The following is a 17879-nucleotide window of genomic DNA, read 5'->3' on the forward strand; positions in this document are numbered from 1 at the left end:
CTTCAAATCCTGTTTTGGACTGCGACGGGCACCAACCTCGACGAATGCCGCTCAAACGCTGTCGATATATTGCTAGGCAATGCCAGGACGATTTTAGTTCTCTTGAGCACGTCCTCTTGAGAGTGAACTCGGATGCATGACCTCGGAAGCGGGCCGGGCAGCGAAAGCTGATCGGTCTTCGATCGCGGTCCTCTGTGGCGTCGAAGCGCTTTCCGCTCAGCGATGAGTGGTTGGCGCGATTTCGTTTTGCGTGGAAGTTTTTTCGCGCAAGGCGGGCCGAACGGAACGGCTAGTTCCGAGAAGAATTTGCGAAGGCCTTTTCAGAGGTTTCGCGCGAACTAAAGGGTGAAGGCTGACATGCCGACGATCAACCAGCTGATCGCAAATCCGCGTGCGGTGCAGAAGTCACGCAAGAAGGTGCCGGCGCTGCAGCAGTCGCCGCAGAAGCGCGGTGTCTGTACGCGCGTCTACACCACGACGCCGAAGAAGCCGAACTCGGCGCTTCGTAAGGTCGCCAAGGTGCGTCTGACCAACGGCTTCGAAGTGATCGGCTACATCCCGGGTGAAGGCCATAACCTTCAGGAGCACTCGGTGGTCATGATCCGCGGCGGCCGCGTCAAGGACTTGCCCGGCGTTCGCTACCACATCCTCCGCGGCGTCCTCGATACCCAGGGCGTCAAGAACCGTAAGCAGCGTCGTTCGAAGTACGGCGCGAAGCGTCCGAAGTAAGCGGGAACAGATCAGATGTCTCGTCGCCATTCTGCTGAAAAGCGTGAAGTGAACCCGGATCCGAAGTTCGGGAACATCATCATCACGAAGTTCATGAACTCGATCATGTACGACGGCAAGAAGTCCGCCGCCGAAAGCATCGTGTACGGCGCGCTCGCCATGATCGAAGCCAAGACCAAGCAGGGGCCGCTGCCGGTGTTCGAGCAGGCGCTGGAAAACGTCATGCCGACCATCGAAGTGCGGTCGCGCCGCGTCGGTGGCGCCACCTACCAGGTGCCGGTCGAAGTCCGCTCGGTTCGCCGTCAGGCGCTGGGTATTCGCTGGATCATCACGGCCGCGCGCGATCGCAACGAAAAGACGATGACGGAGCGGCTCTCGGCCGAGTTGCTCGACGCGTCGAATAACCGGGGTAACGCCGTCAAGAAGCGTGAAGACGTGCACCGGATGGCGGAAGCCAACCGTGCCTTCTCGCATTATCGCTGGTAACGGCGAAACACGGATCTAAGGAACAGACAATGCCCCGCGTTCATGCCATTGAGAACTACCGCAATTTCGGCATCATGGCGCATATTGATGCCGGCAAGACCACGACCACGGAGCGCATCCTCTATTACACCGGCAAGAGCCACAAGATCGGCGAAGTGCACGAAGGTGCCGCGACGATGGACTGGATGGAGCAGGAGCAGGAGCGGGGCATCACGATCACCTCGGCTGCGACTACTGCGTTCTGGAACGGCAAGCGCCTGAACATCATCGACACCCCCGGCCACGTCGACTTCACCATCGAAGTCGAGCGTTCGCTGCGCGTGCTCGACGGTGCGGTATGCGTGCTCGATTCCAACCAGGGCGTCGAACCGCAGACCGAGACCGTCTGGCGCCAGGGCGACAAGTACCGGGTTCCGCGCATCGTCTTCGCCAACAAGATGGATAAGACCGGTGCCGACTTCTATAAGTGCATGAAGGACATCGTTGATCGCCTCGGTGCCAAGCCGATTGCGATCCAGCTTCCGATCGGATCCGAGAATAACTTCAAGGGCCTGGTTGATCTCGTCCGCATGAAGGGCGTGATCTGGGAAGAAGAGAAGCTCGACGCCAAGTTCTCAGACGTCGATATCCCCGAGGATATGGTCGAGAAGGCGAAGGAATACCGCGAGAAGCTGCTGGAAGCTGCCGTCGAACTCGACGACGAAGCTCTCGCTGCTTACCTCGATGGCAAGGAGCCGGACGAAGCGACGCTGAAGCGCCTGATCCGCAAGGCCGTGCTGACCGGCGCGTTCTATCCGGTCCTGTGCGGCTCGGCCTTCAAGAACAAGGGCGTGCAGCCGCTGCTCGACGCCGTCGTTGATTACTTGCCGTCACCGGTCGACGTGCCCGCGATCAAGGGCATTGATGACGACGGCAACGAAGTGGTGCGCAAGGCGGACGACAAGGAGCCGCTGGCTCTGCTCGCGTTCAAGATCATGGACGACCCCTTCGTCGGCACCATCACCTTCTGCCGCATCTATTCGGGTGTGCTGCAGAGCGGCACCGGCGTGGTCAATTCGACCCGCGAGAAGAAGGAACGTATCGGCCGCATGCTGCTGATGCATGCGAACAACCGCGAAGACATCAAGGAAGCCTATGCCGGCGACATCGTCGCACTGGCTGGCCTGAAGGAAGCGCGCACCGGTGACACGCTGTGCGATCCCGACAAGCCGGTGATCCTCGAAAAGATGGAATTCCCGGAGCCGGTGATCGAAATCGCGATCGAGCCGAAGTCGAAGGCCGACCAGGAAAAGCTGGGTGTCGCGCTGGCGAAGCTCGCCGCCGAAGATCCGTCGTTCCGGGTGTCGACCGACCAGGAGTCCGGCCAGACCATTCTCAAGGGCATGGGCGAACTCCATCTCGACATCAAGGTCGACATCCTGCGCCGTACCTACAAGGTCGACGCCAACATCGGCGCGCCGCAGGTGGCGTTCCGCGAGCGGGTCACCAAGCGAGCCGAGGTCAAGTACACGCACAAGAAGCAGACCGGTGGTACCGGCCAGTTCGCCGAAGTGTCGATCATCGTCGAGCCGAATGAACCCGGCAAGGGCTACGAGTTCGAATCGAAGATCGTCGGCGGCGCGGTGCCGAAGGAATACATCCCCGGCGTCGAAAAGGGCCTCAACAGCGTGATGGGCTCGGGCGTGGTCGCCGGCTTCCCGGTGGTGGACGTCAAGGTCCAGCTGGTCGACGGCAAGTATCACGACGTCGACTCCTCGGCGCTGGCCTTCGAAATCGCATCGCGCGCGGCGTTCCGCGAAGCGCTGCAGAAGGGCAAGTCCGTTCTGCTCGAGCCGATCATGAAGGTCGAGGTGGTGACCCCGGAAGACTATACCGGTTCGGTCATCGGCGACCTGAATTCCCGGCGCGGCCAGATCCAGGGCCAGGACATGCGCGGCAATGCCAACGTCATCAACGCGATGGTGCCGCTCATGAACATGTTCGGGTACGTGAATAACCTGCGCTCGATGAGCCAGGGACGCGCGACCTTTACGATGCAATTCGATCACTACGCTGAAGCGCCGGCGAACGTGTCGGCAGAAGTCCAGAAGAAGTTTGCCTGATTGTCGTTGGTTCAAAGCTAACGACTGAACGGAGAGTCAAATGGCCAAAGCAAAGTTTGAACGTAATAAACCGCACTGCAACATCGGAACCATCGGTCACGTCGACCATGGCAAGACCTCGCTGACCGCAGCGATCACCAAGGTGCTGGCTGAAACCGGCGGTGCGACGTTCACGGCGTACGATCAGATCGACAAGGCGCCCGAAGAAAAGGCGCGCGGCATCACGATCTCGACCGCCCACGTCGAGTACGAGACCCAGAACCGGCACTATGCCCACGTCGACTGCCCGGGCCACGCCGACTACGTGAAGAACATGATCACCGGCGCAGCCCAGATGGATGGCGCGATCCTGGTGGTATCGGCCGCAGACGGTCCGATGCCGCAGACCCGCGAGCACATCCTGCTCGCCCGTCAGGTCGGCGTTCCCGCGCTGGTCGTGTTCCTGAACAAGTGCGACATGGTCGACGATCCGGAACTGCTCGAGCTCGTCGAGATGGAAGTTCGCGAGCTGCTGTCGAAGTATGATTTCCCCGGCGACGATATTCCGATCATCAAGGGCTCGGCGCTGGCCGCCCTCGAAGACAAGGACAAGGCGCTCGGTCATGACGCCATCCTCGAGCTGATGAAGAACGTCGATTCCTACATTCCGCAGCCGGAGCGTCCGATCGACCAGCCGTTCCTGATGCCGGTCGAAGACGTGTTCTCGATCTCGGGCCGCGGCACCGTCGTCACGGGCCGTGTCGAGCGCGGCATCGTCAAGGTCGGCGAGGAAATCGAAATCGTCGGCCTGCGCGCCACGCAGAAGACCATCGTCACGGGCGTCGAAATGTTCCGCAAGCTGCTCGATCAGGGCCAGGCTGGCGACAACATCGGTGCGCTGCTCCGCGGCACCAAGCGCGAGGAAGTCGAGCGTGGCCAGGTGCTGTGCAAGCCGGGTTCGGTCAAGCCGCACACCAAGTTCAAGGCTGAGGCCTACATCCTGACCAAGGAGGAGGGCGGTCGTCACACCCCGTTCTTCACCAACTACCGGCCCCAGTTCTACTTCCGCACCACCGACGTGACCGGTGTCGTGCATCTGCCCGAAGGCACCGAAATGGTGATGCCGGGCGACAACATCGCGATGGAAGTGCACCTGATCGTGCCGATCGCGATGGAAGAAAAGCTGCGCTTCGCCATCCGCGAAGGCGGCCGCACCGTCGGCGCCGGCGTCGTCGCCTCGATTATCGAATAAGCGAACAGGGAATGGCGAGTAGCGAGTGGATCATATCCATTCGCTATTCGCTGCTCACCAATCGCCCTAAAGCGACAAAGAAAGACAAACGGCAATGAACGGCCAAAATATTCGCATACGTCTCAAGGCGTTCGACCATCGTATCCTCGATACGTCGACCCGCGAGATCGTGAACACGGCGAAACGCACCGGTGCCCAGGTTCGCGGACCCATTCCGCTTCCCACCCGCATCGAGAAGTTCACCGTCAACCGTTCGCCTCACGTCGACAAGAAGAGCCGCGAGCAGTTCGAGATGCGCACCCACAAGCGCCTCCTCGACATCGTCGATCCGACCCCGCAGACCGTCGATGCTCTCATGAAGCTCGACCTGGCCGCCGGTGTCGACGTCGAGATCAAGCTCTAAGATTTTCAGGATCGTCCGCAGTCAGCGGACAGAAAGAACAGGAAGCACGCCGATGCGCTCCGGAGTGATCGCACAAAAGGTCGGGATGACGCGGGTCTTTACGGAGGCCGGCGAACATATCCCTGTGACCGTGCTGAAGCTGGGCAATTGCCAGGTGCTGGGCCACCGCACGACCGAGAAGAACGGTTACGTTGCGCTGCAGCTCGGTTCGGGCACCCGCAAGACCGTCTATCTGCCGAAGGCGGAGCGCGGCCAGTTCGCGGTCGCCAAGGTCGAGCCCAAACGGAAGGTCACCGAGTTCCGCGTGTCGGAGGACGCGCTGATCCCGGTTGGCGCCGAGATTCAGGCGGACCATTTCGTGGTCGGCCAGTTCGTCGACGTCACCGGCACCTCGGTCGGTAAGGGTTTTGCCGGCGGCATGAAGCGCTGGAATTTCGGCGGCCTGCGCGCCACCCACGGCGTGTCGGTCTCGCATCGTTCGATCGGTTCGACCGGCGGACGTCAGGATCCCGGCAAGACCTTCAAGAACAAGAAGATGCCCGGTCACATGGGTGTCGATCGCATCACCACGCTCAATCTGCGTGTGGTGCAGACCGACGTCGAACGCGGCCTGATCCTCGTCGAAGGCGCCGTTCCCGGCTCCAAGGGCGGCTGGATCTCGGTGCGCGACGCCGTCAAGAAGCCGCTGCCGAAGGAAGCTCCGAAGCCCGGCAAGTTCAAGGTTGCCGGCGGCGAGCAAGCTCAGGCTGCGGCCGAGCAGGAGGGCGCGTGAGATGGAACTGAAAGTCACGACCCTTGAAGGCAAGGAAGCCGGTTCGGTCCAGCTCTCGGACGCGATCTTCGGTCTCGAGCCGCGTAGCGACATCATCCAGCGTTGCGTGCAATGGCAGCTCAACAAGCGCCAGGCCGGAACGCACAAGGCCAAGGGCCGCGCCGAGATCTGGCGCACCGGCAAGAAGATGTACAAGCAGAAGGGCACCGGCGGCGCCCGTCACGGCTCGGCCCGCGTGCCGCAGTTCCGCGGCGGTGGCCGTGCGTTCGGTCCGGTCGTTCGTTCTCACGAGACCGACCTGCCGAAGAAGGTGCGCGCGCTGGCGCTCAAGCATGCGCTGTCGGCGAAGGCCAAGGACGGCGGTCTGATCGTGATCGACAATGCGAACCTTGAGGCTGCGAAGACCAAGGCGCTGGTCGGTCATTTTTCGGGTCTCGGCCTGACCAATGCGCTGATCATCGACGGCGCCGAGCTGCACAACGGTTTCGCCATCGCTGCGCGCAACATTCCGAATATCGACGTGCTGCCGATCCAGGGCATCAACGTCTACGACATTCTGCGTCGTCATAAGCTCGTGTTGACGAAGGCGGCAGTCGATGCGCTGGAGGCGCGCTTCAAATGAAGAATATCGATCCGCGCCATTACGATATCATCGTGGCTCCTGTCGTCACCGAAAAGGCGACGGTAGCGTCCGAGCACAACAAGGTCGTGTTCAGGGTCGCAGCCAAGGCGACCAAGCCGCAGATCAAGGAAGCCGTCGAAAAGCTGTTCGACGTCAAGGTGAAGCGCGTCAACACGCTGGTCCGCAAGGGCAAGACCAAGGTGTTCCGCGGCAATTTCGGTTCGCAGTCGGACGTCAAGCGGGCGGTCGTGACCCTCGAAGAGGGCCACCGCATCGACGTCACCACCGGACTATAAGGCGACACAGCGATGGCATTGAAAACCTACAATCCGACGACGCCGGGCCAGCGCCAGCTGGTGATGGTCGACCGTTCGGCGCTCTACAAGGGCAAGCCTGTCAAGGCGCTGACCGAGGGCAAGCTCGGCAATGGCGGTCGTAACAACACCGGCCGCATCACCGTACGTTTCCGCGGCGGCGGCCACAAGAAGTCGTACCGCCTGGTCGATTTCAAGCGCAACAAGGCCGACGTTCCCGCGGTCGTCGAGCGGCTGGAATACGATCCGAACCGCACCGCGTTCATCGCGCTGATCAAGTATCAGGACGGCGAGCAGGCCTATATCCTGGCGCCGCAGCGTCTGGCCGTGGGCGACACCGTGGTCGCCGGCAACTATGTCGACGTGAAGCCCGGCAATGTCATGCCGCTCGGCAACATGCCGGTCGGCACCATCATCCACAATATCGAGATGAAGATCGGGAAGGGCGGCCAGATCGCACGTTCGGCCGGCACCTACGCCCAGATCGTCGGTCGCGACCAGGACTACGTCATCCTGCGTCTGAACTCGGGCGAACAGCGCCTGGTACACGGCCGCTGCCGCGGCACCATCGGCGCGGTGTCGAACCCCGACCACATGAACATCTCGATCGGCAAGGCCGGCCGTACCCGCTGGCTCGGCTGGCGCCCGCACAACCGTGGCGTCGTCATGAACCCGATCGACCATCCGCACGGCGGCGGCGAAGGCCGCACCTCGGGCGGCCGCCACCCGGTTACCCCGTGGGGCAAGCCGACCAAGGGCAAGAAGACCCGTTCGAACAAGTCGACCAATCGATTCATCCTCCTAAGCCGCCACAAGCGGAAGAAGTAAGGAACGCCGGACATGGTACGTTCAGTCTGGAAAGGCCCGTTCGTCGAAGCGTCTCTGCTCAAGAAGGCAGATGCGGCGCGCGCGTCCGGCCGTCACGACGTCATCAAAATCTGGAGCCGCCGCTCGACCATCCTGCCGCAGTTCGTCGGCCTGGTCTTCGGCGTCTACAACGGCCAGAAGCACGTTCCGGTCTCGATCAACGAGGAAATGGTGGGTCACAAGTTCGGCGAGTTCTCGCCGACCCGTACCTTCCATGGCCACTCTGGCGACAAGAAAGCCAAGAAGGCTTGAGGAATAGACGATGAGCAAACCAAAGCGCGAACGTAGCCTCGAGGACAACGAGGCCAAGGCGGTTGCCCGGATGCTGCGCGTCAGCCCGCAGAAGCTCAATCTTGTCGCGCAGCTGATCCGCGGCCGGAAGGCTTCGGCTGCGCTCGCCGACCTGCAGTTCTCGCGCAAGCGGATCGCGGTCGACGTCAAGAAGTGCCTGGAGTCGGCGATCGCCAACGCCGAGAACAACCATGACCTCGAGGTCGACGATCTCGTCGTCGCCGAGGCGCATGTCGGCAACGGCATCGTCATGAAGCGTTTTTCGCCGCGCGGCCGTGGTCGCTCGGGCCGTATCTACAAACCATTCGCGCACCTGACCATCGTGGTTCGTCAGGTCGCGGCCGAGGCAAGCGCTTAAAGCGGCGCAGGAGATAACGATGGGTCAAAAGATCAATCCAATCGGACTGCGTCTCGGCATCAACCGGACGTGGGATTCCCGTTGGTTCGCCGGCAAGAACGAGTACGGCAAGCTGTTGCATGAAGACGTGAAGATTCGCGAGATCCTGCACAAGGAGCTCAAGCAGGCGGCCGTCGCCCGCATCGTGATCGAGCGTCCGCACAAGAAGTGCCGCGTGACGATCCATTCGGCGCGTCCGGGTGTGGTGATCGGCAAGAAGGGCGCCGACATCGACAAGCTGCGCAAGCGGGTTGCCGACATCACGGCTTCCGACGTCGTCATCAACATCGTCGAAATTCGCAAGCCGGAACTCGACGCCACGCTGGTCGCCGAATCGATCGCCCAGCAGCTCGAGCGCCGCGTCGCGTTCCGCCGCGCCATGAAGCGGGCGGTGCAGTCGGCGATGCGCCTCGGCGCCGAAGGCATCCGCATCAACTGTTCGGGCCGTCTCGGCGGCGCCGAAATCGCGCGCATGGAATGGTATCGCGAAGGCCGCGTGCCGTTGCACACGCTGCGCGCCGACATCGACTACGGCGTGGCGACCGCGTTCACCACGTTCGGCACCTGCGGCGTCAAGGTCTGGATCTTCAAGGGCGAGATCCTCGAGCACGATCCGATGGCCCAGGACAAGAAGATGGCCGAAGGCGACAGTGGCGGCAGTTCGCGTCCGCGCCGCGACGCTGCGTGAGAATTATTGTTTGAGCATGGTCCTTTGGAATCATGCTCTAGAGAAGGTTTGAGGGCTTAAAGCCATGATGCAACCAAAGAAGACGAAGTTCCGGAAGGCGCATAAAGGCCGTATCCACGGCGTTGCGACTTCGGGTGCGACGTTGTCGTTCGGTCAATTCGGCCTGAAGGCGATGGCGCCCGAGCGCATCACCGCCCGTCAGATCGAAGCCGCACGCCGCGCGCTGACCCGTCACATGAAGCGCGCCGGCCGGGTCTGGATCCGCGTGTTCCCGGACCTGCCGGTGTCGAAGAAACCGGCCGAAGTCCGCATGGGCTCCGGCAAGGGTACGCCTGAATTGTGGGTGGCGCGGGTCAAGCCGGGCCGCGTGATTTTCGAGATCGACGGCGTCACGGTGCAGACCGCCAAGGAGGCGCTCTCGCTCGCCGCCGCCAAGCTGCCGATCAAGACGCGCTTCGTCGCGCGCATTGCGGAGTAACCGTCATGGCCCAGATGAAAGTCGAAGACATCCGCGCGATGAGCGAAGACCAGAGGGAGGACGCCGTCCTCAATCTGAAGAAGGAACGCTTCAACCTGCGTTTCCAGCGCGCCACCGGGCAGCTGGAGAACACTTCGCGGCTGCGTGAAGCCCGCCGCGACATCGCCCGCATCAAGACCATCGCCGCGCAGACGCGCGCGAAGAAGAAGTAAGAGGCCGCATATGCCGAAACGTACCCTTCAGGGCGTGGTCGTGAGCGACAAGCAAGCCAAGACGGTGGTTGTGCGCGTCGATCGCCGCTTCACCCATCCGATCTACAAGAAGACGATCCGCCGCTCCAAGAACTACCACGCGCACGACGAGGACAATCAGTTCAAACCGGGCGACATGGTGTGGATCGAGGAGAGCAAGCCGATCTCCAAGCTGAAGCGCTGGACAGTGGTCCGGGGCGAACAGAAGAAAACCGCCTGAGTTCGTTCGGCCCAGGCCGGACGATCAATCGGGAAAAATTTTAGGCGCTAATTCGAGCGCATCAGAAAGAGGACGAGGTGCATCAATGATTCAGATGCAGACCAACCTCGACGTGGCCGATAATTCAGGCGCACGCCGTGTCATGTGCATCAAGGTGCTGGGGGGATCCAAGCGCCGTTATGCCACCGTGGGCGACGTTATCGTCGTGTCGATCAAGGAAGCGATTCCGCGCGGCAAGGTGAAGAAGGGCGACGTGATGAAGGCCGTCGTGGTGCGGGTCCGCAAGGACATCCGCCGCGCCGACGGTTCGGTCATCCGCTTCGACCGCAACGCCGCCGTGCTGATCAACAATCAGTCGGAGCCGGTCGGCACCCGTATCTTCGGGCCGGTGCCGCGCGAGCTGCGCGCCAAGAACCACATGAAGATCATTTCGCTTGCGCCGGAGGTGCTGTGATGGCTGCCAAGATCCGGAAAGGTGACAAGGTCATCGTGCTGAACGGTCGCGACAAGGGCCGCACCGGCGAGGTATTCGAGGTCCGCCCCGCCGAGAACAAGGCGCTGGTGCGCGGCATCAACATGGTGAAGCGTCACCAGAAGCAGACCCAGAACCAGGAGGGCGGCATCATCTCCAAGGAGTCGCCGATCCACCTGTCCAACGTCGCCTATGTCGGCAAGGACGGCAAGCCGACCCGCGTGGGCTTCAAGATTCAGGCCGATGGCAAGAAGGTACGCATTGCCAAGAGCTCGGGAGCAGAGATCGATGGCTGATACCGCTTACACGCCGCGCCTGCGCGCGCAGTTCGACAAGGAAATCCGCGGCAAGCTGACCGAGCAGTTCGGCTATGCCAACGTCATGCAGGTGCCGCGCCTGGACAAGATTGTGCTCAACATGGGCGTTGGCGATGCCGTCAACGACAGGAAGAAGGCCGAGACCGCGGCTGGCGAACTGACGCAGATCGCCGGCCAGAAGGCGATCGTGACCTATTCGCGTGTCGCGATCGCGACCTTCAAGCTGCGCGAGAACCAGCCGATCGGCTGCAAGGTCACGCTGCGCAAGGCCAAGATGTACGAGTTCATCGACCGCCTGGTGAACGTGGCGCTGCCGCGCGTGCGCGACTTCCGCGGCCTCAACCCGAAGAGCTTCGACGGCCGCGGCAACTATTCGCTCGGCATCAAGGAGCACATCATTTTCCCCGAAATCGATTTCGACAAGGTTTCGGAAGCCCGCGGCATGGACATCACGGTCTGCACCACGGCCAAGACCGACGACGAGGCGCGCGCCTTGTTGACCGCATTCAATTTCCCGTTCCGGCAGTGAGACGCAGCTAGAAGCCTCTCAAACGCGGAAACCCAGGAGCCAAAGCATGGCAAAGAAGAGTTCGATCGAGAAGAACAACCGGCGCAAGCGGATGACGAAGAACGCCGCCCCGCAGCGTGCGAAGCTGAAGGCGATCATCGCCGACAAGACCCGGCCGATGGAAGAGCGCTTCGCGGCGACGCTGAAGCTCGCCCAGATGCCGCGCAATTCGTCGGCGACCCGGATTCGCAACCGTTGCGAATTGTCCGGCCGGCCGCGCTCGATCTACCGCAAGAACAAGCTGTCCCGCATCGCGCTGCGTGAACTCGGCTCCAAGGGCCTGGTTCCCGGGCTCGTGAAGTCGAGCTGGTAAGGAGGGTCGTCAAGATGTCAACGCACGATCCGATCTCCGATCTCATCACCCGCATCCGCAACGCGCAGATGCGTTCGAAGTCCAAGGTCTCGACCCCAGGCTCCAAGATGCGCGCCAGCGTACTCGAAGTGCTGAAGTCGGAAGGCTACATCCGCGGTTACGCCAGCGTCGAACACGCGTCGGGCCGCAGCGAGCTTGAGATCGAGCTGAAATATTTCGACGGCGAGCCCGTCATTCGCGAGATCGAGCGGGTCTCCAAGCCGGGCCGTCGGGTTTACGCCTCGGTGAAGAACCTGCCGCGCGTGAACAATGGTCTCGGCATTTCGGTGTTGTCGACGCCGAAGGGAATCATGGCTGACCACGACGCGCGCGACGCGAATGTGGGCGGCGAAGTTCTCTTCACGGTGTTCTGAGGAAGGATTCGAGAGCATGTCACGTGTTGGCAAAAAGCCTGTGGCGATCCCGTCCGGTGTGACGGCGAGCGTCGAAGGGCAGACCGTCAAGGTGAAGGGGCCGAAGGGCCAGCTTCAGTTCATCGTGCACGACGACGTCGAAGTGAAGTTCGAGGGCGGCGAGGTCAAGGTCGCGCCGAAGTTCAAGACCAATCGCGCGCAGGCCATGTACGGCACCGCGCGCGCGCAGGTCGCAAACCTGGTCGAAGGCGTCACCAAGGGCTTCGAGAAGAAGCTCGAAATCACCGGCGTCGGCTACCGCGCCGCGATGCAGGGCAAGAACCTGCAGCTCGCGCTCGGCTACAGCCACGACGTCGTCTACGCGATCCCGGAAGGCATCACCATCGCGGTGCCGAAGCCGACCGAGATCACGATCACGGGCAACGATTCCCAGCGTGTCGGCCAGGTCGCCGCGGAAATCCGCGCCTACCGCCCGCCGGAGCCCTACAAGGGCAAGGGCGTGAAGTACGCCAACGAATTCATCTTCCGCAAGGAAGGCAAGAAGAAGTAACGGAGCCGGTCATGTCACTCAAGGTCACGAATGCCCGGCGCAAGCAGCGCGTGCGCAACGCGCTGCGCCGGTCCGCCAATGGACGTCCGCGTCTGTCGGTGTTCCGCTCGTCGAAGCACATCTACGCCCAGGTCATCGACGACCTGAAGGGCGAGACGCTGGCTTCCGCCTCGTCGCTGGAAAAGACCATGCGCGAGGCCGGCAACACCGGCGCCAACATCGACGCGGCCAAGGCCGTCGGCAAGCTGCTGGCGGAACGCGCCGTGAAGAACGGCGTCAAGGAAGTGGTGTTCGACCGCGGCCAGTATCTGTACCACGGGCGCGTCAAGGCGCTCGCGGATGCGGCGCGCGAGAGCGGGCTCAGCTTCTAAACGGTTTTGGAAATTTACGAGGACAGGGGCTTAACTCCCCTAAAGATTGGAAAACACCATGGCAGGTGAACGCGAACGCGGCGGACGCGAACGGAGCAGGGATCGCGAGGAGCGCGACAGCGAGTTCGTCGACAAGCTGGTCCACATCAATCGCGTGGCGAAGGTCGTCAAGGGCGGCAAGCGCTTCGGCTTTGCGGCGCTGGTCGTGATCGGCGACCAGAAGGGCCGGGTCGGTTTCGGCCACGGCAAGGCGCGCGAAGTTCCCGAGGCGATCCGCAAGGCCACCGAGTCGGCCAAGCGCAACCTGACGCGCGTGGCGCTGCGCGAAGGCCGCACGCTGCATCACGACATCGCCGGCCGTCACGGCGCCGGCCGCGTCTACCTGCGCGCCGCGCCGGCCGGTACCGGCATCATCGCCGGCGGTCCGATGCGCGCGGTGTTCGAAACGCTCGGCATCCAGGACGTGGTGGCGAAGTCGATCGGCTCGTCGAATCCGTACAACATGGTTCGCGCCACCTTCGACGCGCTGAAGCATCAGGATTCGCCGCGTTCGGTGGCCGCGCGCCGCAACATCAAGGTGTCCACGCTGCAGTCGCGCCGCGTCGGCGGCGACGCCGAAGTGGTGGCTGAATAACCGGCGCACTGACCGCGCTATTTGGAGTTAAGACGATGGCCAAGGCCGCAAAGACGATCAAGGTCGAGCAGACCGGCAGCGCGATCCGCCGCCACCACTCGCAGCGTTCGACGCTGATCGGCCTCAAGCTCAACAAGATCGGCCGGGTTTCCGAGCTTCAGGACACGCCTGAGGTTCGCGGCATGATCAGCAAGGTTCAACATCTCGTCCGCATCGTCGGCGAGAAGTAATTTCGGAGCGTGGTCCCGGAAATCGGATTCCGGTTTTCGGTCAGATCACGCGAAGGATAAAGGAAGCTAACGATGAAGCTCAGCGATATCGCCGACAACGCCGGCTCGCGCAAGAAGCGCATGCGCGTCGGCCGTGGCATCGGTTCCGGCAAGGGCAAGACCTCGGGCCGCGGCGGCAAGGGCCAGACCGCGCGTTCGGGCGTGCGCATCAAGGGTTTCGAGGGCGGCCAGATGCCGCTGCATCGGCGCCTGCCGAAGCGCGGTTTCAACAACATCTTCCGGCTCGACTTCGCCGAGATCAATCTCGACCGGCTGCAGGAAGCGGTTGACGCCAAGCTGGTCGACGCCAAGGAAACCGTCACCGTGGAATCGCTGGTGAAGGCCGGTGTGATCCGCCGCGCCAAGGACGGCCTGCGGCTGCTCGGCCGCGGCGAACTCAAGGCCAAGCTCGCTATCGAGGTGCACGGCGCTTCCAAGTCCGCGGTGGCGGCGGTCGAGAAGGCCGGCGGCACCGTGAAGATTCTGGCGCCCGCCAAGAAAGAAGAAGGCGAGGCGGCGTAACATCTGCGTCATCGCCTGCCCATGGGCGCGCGATCGGCACGATCGACCAATGGACTTATCGAAGCCGAGCACCAAATAATGTCCGGCGTCTGCCGATAGCCCCGCCCGGGGCTTCGGCTTGGGGGGCGGCGGGAGAAAGCCTGAACATGGTCTCAGCAGCAGAACAACTCGCGGCAAACCTCAATTTCGGCGCCTTGGCGAAAGCCGACGAACTGAAGAAGCGCATCTGGTTCACGCTGGGCGCGCTGCTTGTTTACCGCCTCGGCACCTACATCCCGCTGCCCGGCATCGACCCGGCGGCCTGGGAGCAAGTGTTCAAGTCCCAGGCCGGCGGCATCCTCGGCATGTTCAACATGTTCGCCGGCGGCGGCATCAACCGCATGGCGATCTTCGCGCTGAACATCATGCCGTACATCTCGGCATCGATCATCATCCAGCTCCTGACCACGGTTTCGCCGAAGCTCGAAGCGCTGAAAAAGGAAGGCGAGGCGGGCCGCAAGACGCTGAACCAGTATACGCGCTATCTCACGGTGATCCTGGCTACGTTCCAGGCCTACGGCATCGCGGTCGGCCTGCAGGGCGCCGGCAACGTCGTCAGCGAACCCGGAATGTTCTTCCTGATTTCCACCACGGTCACATTGACCGGCGGCACCATGTTCCTGATGTGGCTCGGCGAGCAGATCACTTCGCGCGGCATCGGCAATGGTATCTCGCTGATCATCCTGGCCGGCATCGTTGCAGAACTGCCGTCGGCTCTCGCCAACATGCTGGAACTCGGCCGCCAGGGCGCGCTCTCGACCGGGCTGATCCTGCTGGTGATCGTGATGGCGGTCGCCGTGATCGCCTTCATCGTGTTCATGGAGCGCGCACAGCGCCGCCTGCTGATCCAGTATCCGAAGCGTCAGGTCGGCAACAAGATGTTCGAGGGCCAGTCCTCGCATCTGCCGCTCAAGCTCAACACTTCGGGTGTGATCCCGCCGATCTTCGCCTCCTCGCTGCTGCTACTGCCGGCCACCGTGGCGAACTTCAATGCCGGCAAGGGGCCCGAATGGTTCCAGTGGCTCAACACGCAGCTCAGCCACGGCCGTCCGCTGTTCCTGGTGCTTTACCTGAGCCTGATCGTGTTCTTCGCGTTCTTCTATACCGCGATCGTGTTCAACCCGACCGAGACCGCCGACAATCTGAAGAAGCATGGCGGCTTCATCCCGGGCATCCGGCCGGGCGAGCGCACCGCCGAATATATCGACTACGTGCTGTCGCGTGTCACGGTGCTGGGCGCGATCTATCTGGCGATCGTCTGTCTGATTCCCGAAATCCTGATTTCCTATGCCTCGGTGCCGTTCTATTTCGGCGGCACCTCGCTCTTGATCGTCGTCAGCGTGACGATGGATACGGTGGCGCAGGTTCAAGGCTATCTGCTGGCGCATCAGTATGAAGGACTGATCAGGAAATCCAAACTGAGGGGCCGCCGCCGCTGATGTCGCGGAAACGCGGCGGTCCGAGTTTCAATAAGAGGGTGTGCGGCGTTTCGCTCACCAAGCCGGGGGGCGAATAGTCATGAGATTGATCCTTTTGGGTCCGCCGGGCGCGGGCAAGGGGACCCAGGCGCAGCGGCTCGTCCAGAAGTACGGCATCATCCAGCTCTCGACCGGCGAGATGCTGCGGGCGGCAGTCGCGGCCCAGACGCCGGTTGGCCTGCAGGCCAAGGACATCATGGCAAGCGGTTCGCTGGTGCCGGATGAGATCGTGATCGGCATCATCTCCGACCGTCTCGACCAGCCCGACATGAAGAACGGCTTCATCCTCGACGGCTTTCCGCGCACGGTGCCGCAGGCGGCAGCCCTCGACGAACTCCTGAAGAAGAAGCACATCCGGCTCGAGGCCGTCATCGAACTGCGCGTCAACGAGAGCGCGCTGCTGAGCCGCGTCGAGACCCGCGTGGCCGAGATGCGCGCCCGCGGCGAGGAAGTGCGTATCGACGATACCCCGGAGGTGCTGTCAAAGCGGCTGGCGAGCTACCGTTCGATGACCGAGCCGCTGATCCACTACTATTCCGAGCGCCGGAAGCTCGCGACCGTCGATGGCATGATGTCCATCGAGCAGGTCACACGGGAGATCAACCGGATCCTGGCCGCCGTCGGCGCCGTGGAACCCAAGGGGGGTGCAAAGGCCGCGGCGCCGGCCCGGAAGGCCCCTGGGGCCGCCAGGAAGACCGCTGGGCGTGCAGGCAAAAAGGCAGCCAAAACAACCAAGAAGGCCGCCAAGCCGGCCGGGAAGGCCGCGAAAGCGTCGTCCAAAGCGGCCAGGAAGGCAGGCCGGAAGGCCGCGCCGCCAGCCAGGGGGCGGGCTGCCGGGAAGGCCAAAAAGACCACCAAAAAGACCGTCCGGAAAGCGACCAAAAAGGTCACTAAAAAGCGAGCTAAGCGATAGAGGCGGTTGACGAAACCGAGTTGAATCCTTTAATAAGCCCGCATCCAAGTCGGATAGTTTTTTGACGATGCCGGGCCCCGAAGCAGATCAGGGGACGGGCGTCGTGTTCGCGTTTGCGGACACCTGCCCGAGATAGCAATAACTTTAAAGCCGCTCCGCGAGGGACCGGCGACAGGAGAGAAGTCCGTGGCCCGTATTGCCGGCGTGAATATCCCGACCAACAAGCGCGTGCTGATCGCGCTCCAGTACATCCATGGCATCGGCCAGAAGAACGCGGCCGAGATCATCGAGAAGGTGAAGATCCCGGAGGATCGTCGCGTCAGCCAGCTGAGCGACCAGGAAGTTCTGCAGATCCGCGAAGTGATCGACCGCGACTATCTCGTCGAAGGCGACCTTCGTCGCGAGACCGGCATCAACATCAAGCGTCTGATGGACCTCGGCTGCTATCGCGGCCTGCGTCATCGTCGCGGTCTGCCGGTGCGCGGCCAGCGCACCCACACCAATGCGCGCACGCGCAAGGGCCCGGCCAAATCGATCGCCGGCAAGAAGAAGTAATTGGCGAGTTGCGAATGGCGAATGGCGGGTGGGGCAGGCCCCTATTCGCTATTTGCCACTCACTATTCGCCCGTCATTAGGTGTAGCCGCTGGCAGTACGGCGGCGTTTGAGATCACAGGAAGGTTTTAGGAATGGGCAAGGAAGCCACCCGCGTACGCCGTCGCGAGCGCAAGAACATCGCTTCGGGTATCGCGCACGTCAATTCGTCGTTCAACAACACGACCATCACCATCACCGACGCGCAGGGCAACACCATTGCCTGGTCCTCGGCCGGCACGATGGGCTTCAAGGGCTCGCGCAAGTCGACCCCCTATGCCGCGCAGGTCGCGGCCGAAGACGTTTCCAAGAAGGCGCAGGAGCACGGCATGCGCACGCTGGAAGTGGAAGTGGCCGGCCCCGGTTCGGGCCGTGAATCGGCGCTTCGCGCGCTGCAGGCGGCGGGCTTCACGGTGACGTCGATCCGTGACGTGACGACGATCCCGCACAATGGTTGCCGTCCGCGCAAGCGTCGGCGCGTTTGATATCCGGTCGCGGGCGGCGGGTGCCGCCTTGCGATTGGTCTTGGAATTTTGACTGCCGCGGACTGATCCGCGGTCTCCAGCGCCGGTGATTT

At 62.5% G+C, this 17879-nt stretch carries 29 protein-coding genes; all 29 read left to right on the plus strand.

The genetic code is table 11. The annotated features are described in order from the left end of the window. Window positions 1-357: 357 nt before the first annotated feature. The 29 genes from rpsL (at window position 358) to rpsK (ending at window position 17787) form a co-directional block, all read left to right on the plus strand. Window positions 358-729 (plus strand): 30S ribosomal protein S12, encoded by a 372-nt coding sequence (gene rpsL / locus QUH67_RS13950; RefSeq protein ID WP_025588683.1) that lies wholly within the window; start codon window positions 358-360, stop codon window positions 727-729. Window positions 730-744: 15 nt separating this feature from the next. Beyond that, window positions 745-1215 carry a 30S ribosomal protein S7 gene (rpsG, locus tag QUH67_RS13955; protein ID WP_192733871.1) on the plus strand — a complete coding sequence of 157 codons (471 nt, stop codon included), beginning with the start codon at window positions 745-747 and terminating at the stop codon, window positions 1213-1215. A 29-nt stretch (window positions 1216-1244) separates the two neighbouring features. Continuing rightward, on the plus strand, window positions 1245-3317 hold the full coding sequence (gene fusA, locus QUH67_RS13960; protein ID WP_300947268.1) for an elongation factor G: 2073 nt from the start codon (window positions 1245-1247) through the stop codon (window positions 3315-3317). Between the two features lie 40 nt (window positions 3318-3357). After that, window positions 3358-4548 carry an elongation factor Tu gene (tuf, locus tag QUH67_RS13965; RefSeq protein ID WP_300947269.1) on the plus strand — a complete coding sequence of 397 codons (1191 nt, stop codon included), beginning with the start codon at window positions 3358-3360 and terminating at the stop codon, window positions 4546-4548. A 94-nt stretch (window positions 4549-4642) separates the two neighbouring features. After that, complete coding sequence (gene rpsJ / locus QUH67_RS13970) at window positions 4643-4951, plus strand: 30S ribosomal protein S10 (protein ID WP_002712302.1); 309 nt, start codon at window positions 4643-4645, stop codon at window positions 4949-4951. Window positions 4952-5003: 52 nt separating this feature from the next. Then, a complete protein-coding gene (gene rplC, locus QUH67_RS13975; protein WP_300947270.1) occupies window positions 5004-5723 on the plus strand; it encodes a 50S ribosomal protein L3 in 720 nt (239 codons plus the stop codon). Window position 5724: 1 nt separating this feature from the next. Continuing rightward, the gene (gene rplD, locus QUH67_RS13980) at window positions 5725-6345 is read left to right on the plus strand and encodes a 50S ribosomal protein L4 (RefSeq protein ID WP_300947271.1); all 621 of its coding nucleotides are present in this window, start codon (window positions 5725-5727) and stop codon (window positions 6343-6345) included. After that, on the plus strand, window positions 6342-6641 hold the full coding sequence (locus tag QUH67_RS13985) for a 50S ribosomal protein L23 (protein ID WP_300947272.1): 300 nt from the start codon (window positions 6342-6344) through the stop codon (window positions 6639-6641). The genes rplD and QUH67_RS13985 overlap by 4 nt, the downstream gene beginning before the upstream one ends. 12 nt (window positions 6642-6653) lie before the next feature. Next, a complete protein-coding gene (gene rplB, locus QUH67_RS13990) occupies window positions 6654-7487 on the plus strand; it encodes a 50S ribosomal protein L2 (RefSeq protein ID WP_300947274.1) in 834 nt (277 codons plus the stop codon). A gap of 12 nt (window positions 7488-7499) precedes the next feature. Next, a complete protein-coding gene (gene rpsS, locus QUH67_RS13995; RefSeq protein WP_108518089.1) occupies window positions 7500-7778 on the plus strand; it encodes a 30S ribosomal protein S19 in 279 nt (92 codons plus the stop codon). A gap of 10 nt (window positions 7779-7788) precedes the next feature. Then, window positions 7789-8175, plus strand: coding sequence for a 50S ribosomal protein L22 (gene rplV, locus QUH67_RS14000; RefSeq protein ID WP_300947276.1), 387 nt, complete (start codon window positions 7789-7791; stop codon window positions 8173-8175). 19 nt (window positions 8176-8194) lie between these two features. Further along, complete coding sequence (gene rpsC / locus QUH67_RS14005; protein ID WP_300947277.1) at window positions 8195-8902, plus strand: 30S ribosomal protein S3; 708 nt, start codon at window positions 8195-8197, stop codon at window positions 8900-8902. A 64-nt stretch (window positions 8903-8966) separates the two neighbouring features. Then, a complete protein-coding gene (gene rplP, locus QUH67_RS14010) occupies window positions 8967-9380 on the plus strand; it encodes a 50S ribosomal protein L16 (RefSeq protein WP_025588649.1) in 414 nt (137 codons plus the stop codon). Window positions 9381-9385: 5 nt separating this feature from the next. Then, entirely contained in the window at window positions 9386-9592 is a 207-nt protein-coding gene (gene rpmC / locus QUH67_RS14015; protein WP_300947278.1) for a 50S ribosomal protein L29, read from the plus strand. 10 nt (window positions 9593-9602) lie between these two features. Next, entirely contained in the window at window positions 9603-9851 is a 249-nt protein-coding gene (gene rpsQ / locus QUH67_RS14020; RefSeq protein WP_296516268.1) for a 30S ribosomal protein S17, read from the plus strand. 85 nt (window positions 9852-9936) lie between these two features. Next, window positions 9937-10305, plus strand: coding sequence for a 50S ribosomal protein L14 (rplN, locus tag QUH67_RS14025; protein ID WP_011473865.1), 369 nt, complete (start codon window positions 9937-9939; stop codon window positions 10303-10305). Then, complete coding sequence (rplX, locus tag QUH67_RS14030; protein WP_300947279.1) at window positions 10305-10619, plus strand: 50S ribosomal protein L24; 315 nt, start codon at window positions 10305-10307, stop codon at window positions 10617-10619. The genes rplN and rplX overlap by 1 nt, the downstream gene beginning before the upstream one ends. Beyond that, window positions 10612-11169: a 50S ribosomal protein L5 gene (rplE, locus tag QUH67_RS14035; protein ID WP_300947280.1), complete on the plus strand. Its 558-nt coding sequence runs from the start codon at window positions 10612-10614 to the stop codon at window positions 11167-11169. The genes rplX and rplE overlap by 8 nt, the downstream gene beginning before the upstream one ends. Before the next feature lie 46 nt (window positions 11170-11215). Continuing rightward, on the plus strand, window positions 11216-11521 hold the full coding sequence (gene rpsN / locus QUH67_RS14040) for a 30S ribosomal protein S14 (protein WP_291844357.1): 306 nt from the start codon (window positions 11216-11218) through the stop codon (window positions 11519-11521). Window positions 11522-11535: 14 nt separating this feature from the next. After that, complete coding sequence (rpsH, locus tag QUH67_RS14045; RefSeq protein WP_025588638.1) at window positions 11536-11934, plus strand: 30S ribosomal protein S8; 399 nt, start codon at window positions 11536-11538, stop codon at window positions 11932-11934. Between the two features lie 16 nt (window positions 11935-11950). Further along, the gene (rplF, locus tag QUH67_RS14050; protein WP_300947281.1) at window positions 11951-12484 is read left to right on the plus strand and encodes a 50S ribosomal protein L6; all 534 of its coding nucleotides are present in this window, start codon (window positions 11951-11953) and stop codon (window positions 12482-12484) included. Window positions 12485-12495: 11 nt separating this feature from the next. After that, window positions 12496-12855, plus strand: a complete 360-nt coding sequence (gene rplR / locus QUH67_RS14055; RefSeq protein ID WP_300947282.1) for a 50S ribosomal protein L18 — start codon at window positions 12496-12498, stop codon at window positions 12853-12855. A 58-nt stretch (window positions 12856-12913) separates the two neighbouring features. Next, window positions 12914-13489 carry a 30S ribosomal protein S5 gene (rpsE, locus tag QUH67_RS14060; protein ID WP_028349043.1) on the plus strand — a complete coding sequence of 192 codons (576 nt, stop codon included), beginning with the start codon at window positions 12914-12916 and terminating at the stop codon, window positions 13487-13489. Between the two features lie 35 nt (window positions 13490-13524). Further along, window positions 13525-13719, plus strand: a complete 195-nt coding sequence (gene rpmD / locus QUH67_RS14065) for a 50S ribosomal protein L30 (RefSeq protein ID WP_300947283.1) — start codon at window positions 13525-13527, stop codon at window positions 13717-13719. A gap of 72 nt (window positions 13720-13791) precedes the next feature. After that, a complete protein-coding gene (gene rplO, locus QUH67_RS14070) occupies window positions 13792-14280 on the plus strand; it encodes a 50S ribosomal protein L15 (protein WP_300947284.1) in 489 nt (162 codons plus the stop codon). Window positions 14281-14426: 146 nt separating this feature from the next. After that, complete coding sequence (gene secY / locus QUH67_RS14075; protein ID WP_300947285.1) at window positions 14427-15758, plus strand: preprotein translocase subunit SecY; 1332 nt, start codon at window positions 14427-14429, stop codon at window positions 15756-15758. Window positions 15759-15837: 79 nt separating this feature from the next. Beyond that, window positions 15838-16710, plus strand: a complete 873-nt coding sequence (locus tag QUH67_RS14080; protein WP_300947286.1) for an adenylate kinase — start codon at window positions 15838-15840, stop codon at window positions 16708-16710. A 186-nt stretch (window positions 16711-16896) separates the two neighbouring features. Continuing rightward, complete coding sequence (rpsM, locus tag QUH67_RS14085; RefSeq protein WP_161855307.1) at window positions 16897-17265, plus strand: 30S ribosomal protein S13; 369 nt, start codon at window positions 16897-16899, stop codon at window positions 17263-17265. 132 nt (window positions 17266-17397) lie between these two features. Continuing rightward, the gene (rpsK, locus tag QUH67_RS14090) at window positions 17398-17787 is read left to right on the plus strand and encodes a 30S ribosomal protein S11 (RefSeq protein ID WP_006021048.1); all 390 of its coding nucleotides are present in this window, start codon (window positions 17398-17400) and stop codon (window positions 17785-17787) included. Window positions 17788-17879 lie beyond the last annotated feature (92 nt).

This window comes from Bradyrhizobium roseum (assembly GCF_030413175.1).
GTDB lineage: Bacteria > Pseudomonadota > Alphaproteobacteria > Rhizobiales > Xanthobacteraceae > Bradyrhizobium > Bradyrhizobium roseum.

Bases quoted from the DNA above. Each gene is read 5' to 3' on its own strand.
- rpsL (WP_025588683.1), top strand. From the start codon at position 358: ATGCCGACGATCAACCAGCTGATCGCAAATCCGCGTGCGGTGCAGAAG.
- rpsG (WP_192733871.1), top strand. From the start codon at position 745: ATGTCTCGTCGCCATTCTGCTGAAAAGCGTGAAGTGAACCCGGATCCG.
- fusA (WP_300947268.1), top strand. From the start codon at position 1,245: ATGCCCCGCGTTCATGCCATTGAGAACTACCGCAATTTCGGCATCATG.
- tuf (WP_300947269.1), top strand. From the start codon at position 3,358: ATGGCCAAAGCAAAGTTTGAACGTAATAAACCGCACTGCAACATCGGA.
- rpsJ (WP_002712302.1), top strand. From the start codon at position 4,643: ATGAACGGCCAAAATATTCGCATACGTCTCAAGGCGTTCGACCATCGT.
- rplC (WP_300947270.1), top strand. From the start codon at position 5,004: ATGCGCTCCGGAGTGATCGCACAAAAGGTCGGGATGACGCGGGTCTTT.
- rplD (WP_300947271.1), top strand. From the start codon at position 5,725: ATGGAACTGAAAGTCACGACCCTTGAAGGCAAGGAAGCCGGTTCGGTC.
- QUH67_RS13985 (WP_300947272.1), top strand. From the start codon at position 6,342: ATGAAGAATATCGATCCGCGCCATTACGATATCATCGTGGCTCCTGTC.
- rplB (WP_300947274.1), top strand. From the start codon at position 6,654: ATGGCATTGAAAACCTACAATCCGACGACGCCGGGCCAGCGCCAGCTG.
- rpsS (WP_108518089.1), top strand. From the start codon at position 7,500: ATGGTACGTTCAGTCTGGAAAGGCCCGTTCGTCGAAGCGTCTCTGCTC.
- rplV (WP_300947276.1), top strand. From the start codon at position 7,789: ATGAGCAAACCAAAGCGCGAACGTAGCCTCGAGGACAACGAGGCCAAG.
- rpsC (WP_300947277.1), top strand. From the start codon at position 8,195: ATGGGTCAAAAGATCAATCCAATCGGACTGCGTCTCGGCATCAACCGG.
- rplP (WP_025588649.1), top strand. From the start codon at position 8,967: ATGATGCAACCAAAGAAGACGAAGTTCCGGAAGGCGCATAAAGGCCGT.
- rpmC (WP_300947278.1), top strand. From the start codon at position 9,386: ATGGCCCAGATGAAAGTCGAAGACATCCGCGCGATGAGCGAAGACCAG.
- rpsQ (WP_296516268.1), top strand. From the start codon at position 9,603: ATGCCGAAACGTACCCTTCAGGGCGTGGTCGTGAGCGACAAGCAAGCC.
- rplN (WP_011473865.1), top strand. From the start codon at position 9,937: ATGATTCAGATGCAGACCAACCTCGACGTGGCCGATAATTCAGGCGCA.
- rplX (WP_300947279.1), top strand. From the start codon at position 10,305: ATGGCTGCCAAGATCCGGAAAGGTGACAAGGTCATCGTGCTGAACGGT.
- rplE (WP_300947280.1), top strand. From the start codon at position 10,612: ATGGCTGATACCGCTTACACGCCGCGCCTGCGCGCGCAGTTCGACAAG.
- rpsN (WP_291844357.1), top strand. From the start codon at position 11,216: ATGGCAAAGAAGAGTTCGATCGAGAAGAACAACCGGCGCAAGCGGATG.
- rpsH (WP_025588638.1), top strand. From the start codon at position 11,536: ATGTCAACGCACGATCCGATCTCCGATCTCATCACCCGCATCCGCAAC.
- rplF (WP_300947281.1), top strand. From the start codon at position 11,951: ATGTCACGTGTTGGCAAAAAGCCTGTGGCGATCCCGTCCGGTGTGACG.
- rplR (WP_300947282.1), top strand. From the start codon at position 12,496: ATGTCACTCAAGGTCACGAATGCCCGGCGCAAGCAGCGCGTGCGCAAC.
- rpsE (WP_028349043.1), top strand. From the start codon at position 12,914: ATGGCAGGTGAACGCGAACGCGGCGGACGCGAACGGAGCAGGGATCGC.
- rpmD (WP_300947283.1), top strand. From the start codon at position 13,525: ATGGCCAAGGCCGCAAAGACGATCAAGGTCGAGCAGACCGGCAGCGCG.
- rplO (WP_300947284.1), top strand. From the start codon at position 13,792: ATGAAGCTCAGCGATATCGCCGACAACGCCGGCTCGCGCAAGAAGCGC.
- secY (WP_300947285.1), top strand. From the start codon at position 14,427: ATGGTCTCAGCAGCAGAACAACTCGCGGCAAACCTCAATTTCGGCGCC.
- QUH67_RS14080 (WP_300947286.1), top strand. From the start codon at position 15,838: ATGAGATTGATCCTTTTGGGTCCGCCGGGCGCGGGCAAGGGGACCCAG.
- rpsK (WP_006021048.1), top strand. From the start codon at position 17,398: ATGGGCAAGGAAGCCACCCGCGTACGCCGTCGCGAGCGCAAGAACATC.